Consider the following 11,457-nt stretch of genomic DNA (forward strand, 5'->3'; position numbering starts at 1 on the left):
ACCGAACACCGACCTGGAGGAACGACGACGTGACCGACATCGAGTACCGCATCGAACACGACACCATGGGTGAAGTGCGAGTGCCCAAGGACGCACTCTACGCCGCGCAGACGCAGCGCGCCGTCGAGAACTTCCCCATCTCCGGGTCCGGGCTCGAATCGACGCAGATCGCCGCCCTCGCGCGCATCAAGAAGGCCGCCGCCCTCGCCAACAAAGAACTCGGCACCCTCGACGGGCAGATCGCGGATGCCATCGCCCAGGCCGCCGACGAGGTCGTCACCGGTCGCCACGACGCGCAGTTCCCCGTCGACACCTACCAGACCGGCAGCGGCACCTCGTCGAACATGAACATGAACGAGGTGCTCGCGACACTGGCGACCGGCATCCTGGGTTCTCCCGTTCACCCCAACGATCACGTCAATGCGTCGCAGTCGTCGAATGACGTCTTCCCCACCTCGGTGCACATCGCCGTCACCCAGGCCCTCATCACCGATCTCATCCCCTCTCTCGAGCACCTGTCGGTGGCGCTCGAGACCAAGGCCCAGGCGTGGAAGGGCATCGTGAAGTCGGGTCGTACCCACCTCATGGACGCCACCCCCGTCACCCTCGGCCAGGAGTTCGGCGGCTACGCCCGTCAGATGCGCCTCGGCATCGAGCGCGTGCAGGCGGTTCTCCCCCGCGTCGGAGAGGTGCCCCTCGGCGGCACCGCGGTCGGCACCGGCATCAACACTCCCCTCGGCTTCCCGCAGAAGGTCATCGAGCTGCTCGCGGCCGAGACCGAGCTGCCCATCACCGAGGCGAAGGACCACTTCGAGGCGCAGGCGAACCGCGACGGTCTCGTCGAGGCGTCCGGCGCACTGCGCACTATCGCCGTGTCGCTCACCAAGATCAACAACGACATCCGCTGGATGGGATCGGGACCGAACACCGGTCTCGGCGAGCTGCACATCCCCGACCTGCAGCCCGGCTCCTCGATCATGCCCGGCAAGGTCAACCCGGTCGTCCCCGAGGCGACCCTCATGGTCTGCGCACGCGTCATCGGCAACGACGCGACCGTCGCCTGGGCCGGCGCGTCGGGCTCGTTCGAGCTGAACGTCGCCATCCCCGTCATGGGAACGGCGCTGCTGGAGTCGATCCGTTTGCTCTCGAACGCCATGCGGGTGCTCGCCGACAAGACCATCGACGGCCTCGAGGCCAACGTCGCCCGCACCGAGGCGTTCGCCGGCATGTCGCCCTCGATCGTCACGCCGCTGAACAAGGTCATCGGCTACGAGGCCGCTGCCAAGATCGCCAAGCATTCCGTCGCGAAGGGCATCACCGTGCGCGAGGCGGTCATCGACCTCGGCTACGTCGAACGGGGCGAGATCACCGAAGAGGTGCTCGACGCCAAGCTCGACCTGCTGTCGATGACGCACCCCGGCTGAGCACCCCACGCACGTCCACGACGCCGAGGCGCGCCATAATCGGAGGATGAGCCCCGCGACGAGACCCGTCTCGACGCGCGTGCGACTTCTCGGTGCGATCCTCGGCGTCGTGCTGCTCGGCATGATCCTCGCCGGCGGCGTCACGTTCCTCGTGCAGAGCGACCGCGTGATCGCCAACGCCGAGCGTCAGCTCGACGGGTTCGTCTCGACGGTGTCCACGAGCGATCAGGATGCCGCTGACCTCGTCGCCGCAGCCATCCCGGGCCGCACCGACGGGACGCTCGCCCTCGCTGACGGCCAGGTGCTGGCGGCGACGCCCTCACCCCCGGGCCTGCGCCTGGCCGACGACGCCGAGCTTGTGGCATCCCTCGTCGGGGTGCTGGCCGATGGGCGTCTCACGGGGCGCCTCGACAGCGATCAGGGCCCCCTCCTCTACGCCGCCGTGCCGGCGCGCGGCGGCACCGTCGTGCAGGTCATCTCGGTCGATCAGCGGATGGAGCTCGTCGACCTCTCGACCGTCACCTACGGCATCACGGCACTGGCGGTGCTGATCCTCGTCGGCGTCGCGGGGTACTTCGTGACCGGCCGCCTGTTCTCGCCGCTGCGGCGCCTGCGCGCCACCGCCGACGCGATCACGATCGACGACCTGGGCACCCGCATCCGCGCACACGGCAACGACGAGATCTCCGATCTCACCGTGTCGGTCAATTCCATGCTCGACCGCCTCGCGATGTCGGTCGACGCGCAGCGCCAGCTGCTCGACGACGTTCGGCACGAACTCAAAACGCCCATCACCATCGTCCGCGGCCACCTCGAGATGATGGACCCCGCCGACCCGCACGACGTCGCCGAGACACGCGACCTCGGCATCGCCGAGCTCGACCGCCTCTCGCGCCTCGTCGACGACATCGACGCCCTCGCCGACATCGAAACCGGTGCGCTGTCGGACGCCGTCATCGACGTCGGCGCCCTCACCGACCGCGTCGCCGAACTCGCGGGAGCGATCGCGGGACACACCTGGAGCGTCGAGCAGCGAGCCCGCGCGCGCATCCGTGGCGACGCGGACCGTCTGGTGCAGGCATGGCTCCAGCTGGCCGACAACGCCGCGAAGTACACCCCCGAGGGCAGCCCCATCGAGATCGGCAGCTCCGTCGACGACGGCACCGCCCACCTGTGGGTCCGGGACCATGGTCCCGGCATCCCCCCGGCCGCCCGCCATCGCGTGTTCCGCCGCTTCGATCGCCTGTCCACCCGTCGGGGTGTCGAAGGTTCAGGTCTCGGCCTCTCGATCGTCGATGCCATCGCCAAAGCCCACGACGGACACTGCGCCGTCGTGGACACCCCCGGCGGCGGCGCCACGGTCGTGCTCCACATCCCCGTGGCCGGTGCGCAGACGCCGGCCGAACTCCCCACGCCCGTGCGCGCGGGCGACGTCGTCATGCAGAGAGAGGCCACCGGATGACCCGCATCCTCATCGCGGAAGACGAGGAGCGCATCTCCTCCTTCGTGGCGAAGGGGCTGGAGTCCGCGGGCTACCAGACGCTCATCGTCGACGACGGAGCCGATGCGCTCGACACCGCACTCGCCGGCGAGGTCGACCTGGTGCTGCTGGATGTGGGGCTGCCCTCCCTCGACGGTTTCGAGGTGCTGCGGAGCCTCCGCGGCCAGGGGTCGACGATCCCGGTCATCATGCTCACCGCGCGCACCAGCACGCGCGACACGGTCGACGGTCTCGACGCCGGGGCGAACGACTACGTCGCGAAACCCTTCAAGTTCGACGAGCTGCTCGCCCGCGTGCGCTCGCGCCTCCGCGAGCCGGTCACGGTGGGCTCGACGACGATCGGCCACGGCGATGTCTCGCTCGACATCCTCGCCCGGCGCGCCACGGTCGCCGGTCGCGAGATCGATCTGAGCGCCCGCGAGTTCGCCCTCGCCGAGGAGTTCCTGCGGCACGCCGGACAGGTGCTCAGCCGCGAGCAGTTGCTCAGCCGCGTCTGGGGGATGGACTTCGACCCGTCATCCAACGTCGTCGACGTCTACGTGCGGTATCTGCGCGCGAAGGTCGGGTCGGGGCATATCGTCACGGTGCGCGGGGCCGGCTACCGCTGGGAGTGAGTCGCCGCCCGCGGTGCCGTGGACCCCGAAAACCCCCGGCGGGGGGCACCGGGGGTTTCTGGGGAGACGCGTCCGGTGGTCTTCCGGCTCACCCGAAGAGCGGTGACCTGCGCGTGACGTGTTCTCTTGTTTCCATGGGGGAACCGCCGAGGCGGTGACGAAGTTTCCCTCGTCGACATGGATAACTCTGCCGGTTCTTCGTGAGAGGCCGGGGAGTCGAAGATGAGAAAGCTCTCATCTTCCCCGCGCGACCTGCCGCTCCCCCGCTCTTGAGGGTCCACGACACGCGGACGACCCTCGGAACGGTCCGCGTGTTCTGGACACTCAGCGGGTGATCCACCACCGCGAAGCAGCCCGCGGGGCACGACGCGAAGAGGGACCCGGATGCCACGGACCCGGGTCCCTCTTCACGTCGACGTCCGAGAAGGCAGCGTTACGACAGCTCGCCGGCCTCCAAGAGCTCGGTCACCAGCGCTGCGATGGCGGAGCGCTCGGACCGCGTCAGGGTGACGTGGCCGAAGAGGCCGTGACCCTTGAGCGTCTCGATCACCGACGCGACGCCGTCGTGACGCCCGACGCGCAGATTGTCGCGCTGACCGACATCGTGGGTCAGCACCACGCGGGAGTTCTGGCCGATGCGGCTGAGCACGGTCAACAGCACGTTGCGTTCGAGCGACTGCGCCTCGTCGACGATGACGAAGGCATCGTGCAGCGACCGACCGCGGATGTGCGTCAGCGGCAGCACTTCGAGCATGCCCCGCGCGAGCACCTCCTCGAGCACGTTGCCCGAGACGACCGAACCCAGCGTGTCGAAGACCGCCTGGCCCCACGGACCCATCTTCTCGGCCTGATCGCCCGGCAGATAGCCGAGCTCCTGCCCACCGACCGCGAAGAGGGGGCGGAAGACGATGATCTTCTTCTGCTGCTGTCGCTCCAGCACGGCCTCGAGCGCCGCACACAGGGCCAGGGCCGACTTGCCGGTGCCGGCGCGCCCGCCGAGCGAGACGATGCCCACCTCGGGGTCGAGCAGCAGGTCGAGCGCGATGCGCTGCTCGGCCGACCGGCCGTGCAGACCGAAGGCCTCGCGGTCGCCGCGGACGAGACGGTACTCGCCCTTGCCGGTGACGCGTCCGAGGGCGGAGCCGCGCTCGGAGTGGATCACGAGACCGGTGTTGACCGGCATTCCCCTCACCACGTCGCTGACGGCGACCTCGGTCTCGTACAGGTCGGCGAGGTCGTCGCCTGACACATCGATCGAGGCGATGCCCGTCCACCCGGAGTCCATCGCCTGCTCGGCGAGGTATTCCTCGGTGTTCAGCCCGAGCGATGCCGCCTTGACGCGCATCGGCAGGTCCTTCGACACCACGGTCACCTCGGCGCCGTCCTTGGCGATGTTCATCGCCACGGCGAGGATGCGGCTGTCGTTGCCGCCCGTGCGCATGCCGGAGGGCAGCACGGCGGGGTCGGTGTTGTTCAGTTCGACGCGGAGGGAACCGTTGTCGCCGACGGCGACCGGGAAGTCGAGACGGCCGTGCTCGACGCGGAGCTCGTCGAGGTGGCGCAGCGCCTGACGGGCGAAGTACCCGATCTCGGGGTCGTGACGTTTGCCCTCGAGTTCCATGATCACGACGACGGGGATCACCACCGCGTTCTCGGCGAAGCGGAAGAACGCCCGCGGATCGCTCAGAAGGACGGAGGTGTCCAGGACGTATGTGCGAAGCGCCTGATCGGCGCCCACTTCCGACTCCGCGCTCTCGACGACGTGACGCTGGTCGAACGGTGCTCGTGTAGCCACAACCCACTCCCGACCCGGGTGTTCCACCCGGTTGTCACGAGTCGACCTGTGGGTCACGAGTCGCAATCCGATGGCCGACTCGATCGGACTCCGTGTCCGATGTGTTCACCGTACGATGCTCCGAGAGCCGTGAGGGTCGTTAACACGCCGCGAATATGACGAGTTCGTGAACACCTCGTTCGCGCGGCCGAACGATCGAAAGTAGTTCGGTGGATGCCGCCCGTTCGCCCCGTGTGAGTGGTAAAACCTTCGACGCGTAGACGCCACGCGCGCGGGCGCTGGCGGCCATCTCGTGCCGACAGGTGACTGAGACCCCTCGAAGGCGTCGGGACTCGCGTGTCGCCCCCGACCCGTCGACGAGCTCGGGTGTTCCCCCGCCGGCCGAGCCCGTCTCAGCCGCAGGGCCTACTGCCCGAAGCGGCGGTCGCGCGCACCGAAGTCGCGAATCGCCCGCAGGAAGTCGACCTCGCGCAGGTCGGGTCCGAGGGCCTCGACGAAGTAGAACTCCGAGTGCGCCGACTGCCACAGGAGAAAATCACTGAGACGTTGCTCACCGGAAGTGCGGATGACGAGATCGGGATCGGCCTGACCGCCCGTGTACAGGTGCTCGCCGATCTGCTCGGGAGTGAGACTGGCGGCGAGCTCCTCCAACGAGCCACCCGACTCGTCGTGCTTGGCGATGATGGAGCGCACGGCATCCACGATCTCGCTGCGGCCGCCGTACCCGACCGCCAGGTTCACGTGCAGGCCCTTATGACCGCGCGTGCGTTCGGTGACCTCGTGCAGCACCTCGGCGAGCTCGGGGGGCAGTCCGTGCGCGCGTCCCACGTGCTTCACCCGCCAGTTCGGCTCGTGAGACAGTTCACGGGCGAGTTCCGCGATGATCTCGAGCAGATCCTGCAGCTCTTTGCTCTCGCGTTTGACGAGGTTGTCGTTCGACAGCAGGTACAGCGACACCACCTCGACCCCGAGGTCGTCGCACCACCTCAGGAACTCGTGCATCTTCGCCGCGCCGGCGCGGTGGCCATGGGCGGCGCTGTCGTACCCGAGCTGACGCGCCCAGCGGCGGTTGCCGTCGATCATCATCGCAACGTGGTGCGGCACGGTCGCCGGCATGCGGCGACGGAGGCGCGAGATGTACAGACGATAGAGGGGGCCTCGCCCCTCGTTCTTCCCCACGCGCGCCACCCGCATACGCTACCGCGTCCGACGGCCACGACACGGCGGGTCCGCCGGTGTCGTCGCCCGGGTGACGGGTGAACGCCGGCGCCATGTTCCGCCCGGAGCATGGGAGCGGACGTAGTGTCGAGGTGTGACACGTCCGACGCCCGCAGACGGCCCCGAAATGCCCCAGCTCCCCTTGATCGAAGCAGGCGCGGTGGGCGCCGCCGTCGAGCTGAAGCCGACGTGGCGCGGGTGGATCCATGCGGGAACGTTCCCGGTCGCGATCGCCGCGGGCATCGTCCTGATCGCGCTCGCGCAGGGCGGCCCCGCCAAGTGGGCCTCGGCGGTGTTCATGGCGACCTCCATGTTGCTGTTCGGCAACTCGGCGCTGTACCACCGCTTCCATTGGAAGCCGAAGACGCTGGCGGTACTCAAACGCATCGACCACGCCAACATCCTGTTGCTCATCGCGGGTACCTACACGCCGATCGCGGTGCTGGCGCTGCCGACGCCGAAGGCCGTGCTGCTGCTGTCGATCGTGTGGGGCGGGGCCCTGCTCGGCATCCTGTTCCGCGTGTTCTGGATCAACGCGCCGCGCTGGCTCTACGTCGCGCTGTATCTCGCGCTCGGGTGGGCGGCGGTGATGTACCTCGGCGATCTGCTCGCGGCCAATGTCGCGATGATGGTCCTGGTCGTCGTGGGCGGCTTGCTCTACACCGCGGGCGCCATCGTCTACGCGATGAAGAAGCCCAACCCGTGGCCGGGGCACTTCGGGTTCCACGAGATCTTCCACGTGTGCACCGTGCTGGCGTTCCTCTGCCATTGGACGGCGTGCCTGCTCATCGCCCTGCAGCCCGCGTACCACGGCGGCTGAGCACACGCCGGAGCAGCCGGGGGCCGCGCCTCCGTCGAGCCCGGCGCGAGTCAGCGCCGCGGCGGGGTGGGGTCGACGTCTTCGTCGTCGGTCTCGCTGGCTGTGGCCGCCGCGCGAGCCTGCTCCTCGGCATCCAACTCGGCATTCACTTCTTCGCGGTAGCGACCGCGACGGATGCGGCGCAGCATGTCCCACACGAGGAGGAACACCGCGATCGCGATGAAGGCGATCGCGGCGAAACCGAGCGGGCCGGGTGTGACGATCGACTCATCGGGGGTCACCACCGGTGAGGGCGTGGTCGCGAGAGCGACGATCACGGGGAGCATGGAGTCCTTCGTTGCGGGAGCGCGTAGCCTGGAACTCTAGCCTAAAGCCCGGGGAGACCATGACGACGCAAGAACTGCTCGACGACCGCTACGGGCGCACGCGCTCGCCGCGTCGACGCTTCCTCGGCTGGTCGATCGTCGCCGTGCTCGCCCTCGGCGCGATCGGTTACCTGGGCTGGACCACCGTGGCCAGCAGCGCCGGGTCGGTCACCGCGACCGACACCGGGTTCTCGGTCATCGACGACCGCTCCGTTTCCACCACGTTCCAGATCACGGCGCCCGTCGGCCAGCCGGTCGCGTGCGCTCTCGAGGCCCGCGACGAAGACCACGGCACCGTCGGGTGGCGGGTCGTGGAATACCCGGCATCCGAGGAACATTCCCGGGCCTTCACCGAGACGATTCCCACGCTCTCGCTGGCGACGACAGGTTTTGTCAACGCCTGCTGGGTGCCGTAAACTCGCGGAATCACGACGCGCCCCGGCTCGATGCCGGGGCGTTCGACATATGCCCGGTGGTTCCGTGCGACTGCCGCTCGCCCCTCGAAGAAGGAGTACCCGTGTCCAACGACGCTCAGGTGACGTTCCTCACGCAAGACGCCTACGACCGTCTCCACAACGAGCTGGAGCACCTCTCGACCACGGGGCGCGAAGAGATCGCCAAGCGCATCGAGGTCGCGCGCGAAGAGGGCGACCTGAAGGAGAACGGCGGCTACCACGCCGCGAAGGACGAGCAGGGCAAGCAGGAGGCGCGCATCCGCACCCTCCAGCAGCTGTTGAAGGACGCCAAGGTCGGCGAGGCCCCCGAGAGCCACGGTGTCGTGGAGTCGGGCACCGTCGTGACCGCCGTGATCGCCGGCGGCGAAGAGAAGTTCCTGCTCGGCAACCGCGAGATCGCCGCCGACTCCGAGCTCGACGTGTACAGCGAGGCGTCGCCGCTGGGTGCCGCCATCCTCGGCCTCAAGGAGGGCGACAAGGGCTCGTACACCGCCCCGAACGGCAAAGAGATCGCCGTCGAGATCGTCAAGGTCGAGACCTACTCGGGTCAGTAAGCCTTCGCTCGCGAGCCGCTCCCCCGGGTGAGGGGGGCGGCTCGCGGCATTCAGGCGCACGGGCGCACGGGCGCCGCTCCGACCCGCGCCGACGCTGCCGCACCGACGGCGGCGCCCCGCCGAGACTTTCCCGGCGCACCGGGGCACCCGATGTGCACCGGGGTGCGCACCGGCCGCCCCGCTGCACATATCGCGCCCCCGCGCACCGGGATGCGCACCGGCCGCCTCGCTGCCCGAAACAAGCCCCCCGCGAGACCGACCCCGCGGTGGGGCGGCGCCAACGCGTCGGGGGTCAGTCGGGAACGACGGTCGCGACGAACCCGGCGTCTTCCAGCGTCGAGATCACGAGCGCACGGTGCTCGGCGCCGCGCGTCTCGACGCTCAGCTGCAGGATGACCTCGCTGATCTGCAGCCCCTGCCCGTGGCGGGTGTGGAGCACCTCGATCACGTTCGCGCCGACGCCGGCCAGCAGCTCCGATACGCGGGCCAGCTGCCCGGGGCGGTCGGGCAGCGGGATGCGCAACGACATGTAACGACCGGATGCCGAGAGGCCGTGCGCCACGACCCGCTGCAGCAGAAGGGGGTCGATGTTGCCGCCCGACAGGATCGTGACGGTGGGGCCGCTGGCCGTGACCTTGCCGGCGAGGATCGCGGCCACGCCGACGGCACCGGCGGGCTCGACGACCTGCTTCGCTCGCTCCAGCAGCACGAGGAGCGCCCGCGCGATGTCGTCCTCGGTGACGGTGACGACCTCGTCGACGTACTGACGGATGAGCTCGAAAGGCAGGTCGCCGGGACGGGCGACGGCGATGCCGTCGGCGATGGTCGGCGTGGTCGGAACCTGCATCGGGTAACCCGCGGCCAGCGACGACGGGTAGGCGGCGGAGTTGTGCGCCTGCACGCCGATGATGCGCACCTGCCGTCCCTCAGCGGCGGCACGGGCCTTCACGGCCGCCGCGACACCCGCGGCCAGTCCTCCCCCGCCGATGCCGACGATCACGGTCTCGAGATCGGGCATGTCCTCCACGAGCTCGAGACCGAGGGTTCCCTGGCCCACGATGATGTCGCGGTGGTCGAACGGGTGGATCAGCACGGCGCCCGTACGCTCGGCGAACTCCGCGGCGAGGCGCAGCGGGGTCTCGACGGTCGCCCCCTCGAGGATGACCTCGGCGCCGTAGCCGCGCGTGGCGAGGAGCTTCGGAACCGGCACGCCCAGCGGCATGAAGATGGTCGCGGCGATGCCCAGCTGCTGTGCCGCCAGGGCCACACCTTGGGCGTGGTTTCCGGCCGACGCGGCGACGACGCCGCGGGCGCGCTCCTCGGCGGTGAGGCGCGAAAGGCGGTAGGTGGCTCCGCGGATCTTGAACGAGCCGGTGCGCTGCAGGTTCTCGAGCTTGAGGTTGACGGGCACACCGAGCAGTTCGCTGAGGTGCAGCGACTCATCGAGCGGCGTGCGCGTGATGATGCCGCGCAGAGCCTGCGCGGCATCCTCGAACTCGGCCAGGGTGGGGGTGTCGTTCATGGTCTCCTTGCGCGTTCGCGCGGGACGGTCTGCCAGATGAGATCTCGGGATGCCAGGGCTTCGCCCTCGTGCTGCCAGGCCTTCGAGGCGAGGTAGACGGCGACGACGTTGACGAACGCCGCGAGCGGCACGGCGAAGAGGGCACCGGCGATGCCGCCGATCATCGCGCCGCCGGCGACGACGAGCACGACGGCCAGCGGGTGCACTTTGACGGCGGAGCCCATGAGGATCGGCTGCAGGATGTGGCTCTCGACCTGCTGCACGCCCAAGACGACGATCAGCATGAACAGGGCGATCAGCGGGCCGTTGTAGACCAGCGCGATGAACACCGCGAGAGCGCCCGTCGCCACCGCTCCGACGAACGGGATGAACGCACCGAGGAAGACGAGCACGCCGATCGGGATGGAGAGGGGGACGCCGAGCAGGAAGGCGCCGAGACCGATGCCGACCGCATCGATGGTCGCGACCAGCAACTGCGTGCGGGCGTAACTCTTGACCGTGCCCCAGCCGGCGCGCCCGGCGCCATCGACGGCGGGGCGCGCGGCACGGGGGAAGAGCCGGGTCGTCCAGCGCCAGATGCCGCCGCCGTCCGCGAGCAGGCACAGCAGGATGAACAGAGTCAGCAGCACTCCCGTGGCCACATGGCCCAGGGTCGTGCCGATGGCGAGGGCACCGGTCCACAGCACCTCCGCCTGCTGCTGCAGGAAGGAGCCCGCCTGGCGCAGACCATCGTCGATCTGCTGCGCGCTGAGGTGGAGCGGCCCGTCGATGAGGTACAGGCGGAACTGCTCGACCGCCTGCGTGGTCCGCTCGCGCACAGACCCGAACTCACGGGTGATCTGCCACACCGCGAGCCAGACGAGCCCGGAGATGATGGCGATGGTCCCCAGCACCGTCACGATGATCGCGAGCCACTTCGGCCAGCGGTGGCGCAGCAGGAACGAGAACCCCGGCCATACCAGCGCCGTCACGAGGATGGCCACGAGCAGCGGGATGACGAGGAGCTTGAGCTGGATGACGAGGAAGACGACGACGGCGAGCGCCGCTGCGATGACGAGCAGCCGCCACGCATAGGCGGTGGCCTGGCGGAGCCCGGGAGGAACGGGGGGCTGGAGATCGCTCGAGACCGTGCGCCGTTTGAGGGCGTCGAGGAACGATCCGCGGGGTTCGGGATCGGCGCCACTCATTC

11 protein-coding genes are annotated in these 11,457 nt (G+C 69.2%); 6 read left to right on the plus strand and 5 right to left on the minus strand.

What is annotated here, in order from left to right; genetic code table 11:
• Window positions 1-29 precede the first annotated feature (29 nt).
• Genes FHS07_RS12045 through FHS07_RS12055 form a run of 3 tightly spaced genes read left to right on the plus strand, consistent with a single transcriptional unit; the run spans window position 30 to window position 3,539 of the window.
• Window positions 30-1,424 carry an aspartate ammonia-lyase gene (locus tag FHS07_RS12045; protein ID WP_183420118.1) on the plus strand — a complete coding sequence of 465 codons (1,395 nt, stop codon included), beginning with the start codon at window positions 30-32 and terminating at the stop codon, window positions 1,422-1,424.
• 46 nt (window positions 1,425-1,470) lie between these two features.
• Entirely contained in the window at window positions 1,471-2,886 is a 1,416-nt protein-coding gene (locus FHS07_RS12050; protein ID WP_183420119.1) for a sensor histidine kinase, read from the plus strand.
• Window positions 2,883-3,539, plus strand: coding sequence for a response regulator transcription factor (locus FHS07_RS12055; protein ID WP_183420120.1), 657 nt, complete (start codon window positions 2,883-2,885; stop codon window positions 3,537-3,539). Before FHS07_RS12050 ends, FHS07_RS12055 begins: the two co-directional genes overlap by 4 nt.
• A gap of 433 nt (window positions 3,540-3,972) precedes the next feature.
• Here FHS07_RS12055 and phoH2 read toward each other — a convergent pair whose 3' ends face one another.
• Together phoH2 and FHS07_RS12065 are read right to left on the minus strand one after the other, a co-directional pair.
• Window positions 3,973-5,334, minus strand: coding sequence for an RNA 5'-3' helicase PhoH2 (gene phoH2 / locus FHS07_RS12060; RefSeq protein WP_425488153.1), 1,362 nt, complete (start codon window positions 5,332-5,334; stop codon window positions 3,973-3,975).
• Window positions 5,335-5,739: 405 nt separating this feature from the next.
• Window positions 5,740-6,522 (minus strand): isoprenyl transferase, encoded by a 783-nt coding sequence (locus tag FHS07_RS12065; protein WP_425488154.1) that lies wholly within the window; start codon window positions 6,520-6,522, stop codon window positions 5,740-5,742.
• A 157-nt stretch (window positions 6,523-6,679) separates the two neighbouring features.
• Here FHS07_RS12065 and trhA point away from each other — a divergent pair, with 157 nt between their 5' ends.
• Window positions 6,680-7,372, plus strand: a complete 693-nt coding sequence (trhA, locus tag FHS07_RS12070; protein ID WP_183420172.1) for a PAQR family membrane homeostasis protein TrhA — start codon at window positions 6,680-6,682, stop codon at window positions 7,370-7,372.
• Between the two features lie 50 nt (window positions 7,373-7,422).
• Here trhA and FHS07_RS12075 read toward each other — a convergent pair whose 3' ends face one another.
• Window positions 7,423-7,698, minus strand: coding sequence for a hypothetical protein (locus tag FHS07_RS12075; protein WP_183420122.1), 276 nt, complete (start codon window positions 7,696-7,698; stop codon window positions 7,423-7,425).
• Window positions 7,699-7,757: 59 nt separating this feature from the next.
• On the opposite strand from FHS07_RS12075, the gene FHS07_RS12080 reads away from it, so the two are divergent.
• The gene (locus FHS07_RS12080) at window positions 7,758-8,153 is read left to right on the plus strand and encodes a DUF4307 domain-containing protein (protein ID WP_183420123.1); all 396 of its coding nucleotides are present in this window, start codon (window positions 7,758-7,760) and stop codon (window positions 8,151-8,153) included.
• Between the two features lie 101 nt (window positions 8,154-8,254).
• Window positions 8,255-8,746, plus strand: a complete 492-nt coding sequence (greA, locus tag FHS07_RS12085; protein WP_183420124.1) for a transcription elongation factor GreA — start codon at window positions 8,255-8,257, stop codon at window positions 8,744-8,746.
• A 292-nt stretch (window positions 8,747-9,038) separates the two neighbouring features.
• Here greA and ilvA read toward each other — a convergent pair whose 3' ends face one another.
• Together ilvA and FHS07_RS12095 are read right to left on the minus strand one after the other, a co-directional pair.
• Complete coding sequence (gene ilvA / locus FHS07_RS12090) at window positions 9,039-10,268, minus strand: threonine ammonia-lyase (protein ID WP_183420125.1); 1,230 nt, start codon at window positions 10,266-10,268, stop codon at window positions 9,039-9,041.
• A complete protein-coding gene (locus FHS07_RS12095) occupies window positions 10,265-11,455 on the minus strand; it encodes an AI-2E family transporter (protein ID WP_183420126.1) in 1,191 nt (396 codons plus the stop codon). The genes ilvA and FHS07_RS12095 overlap by 4 nt, the downstream gene beginning before the upstream one ends.
• Window positions 11,456-11,457: the final 2 nt, after the last annotated feature.

Source organism: Microbacterium proteolyticum, from assembly GCF_014192415.1.
Taxonomy (GTDB): Bacteria; Actinomycetota; Actinomycetes; order Actinomycetales; family Microbacteriaceae; genus Microbacterium; species Microbacterium proteolyticum.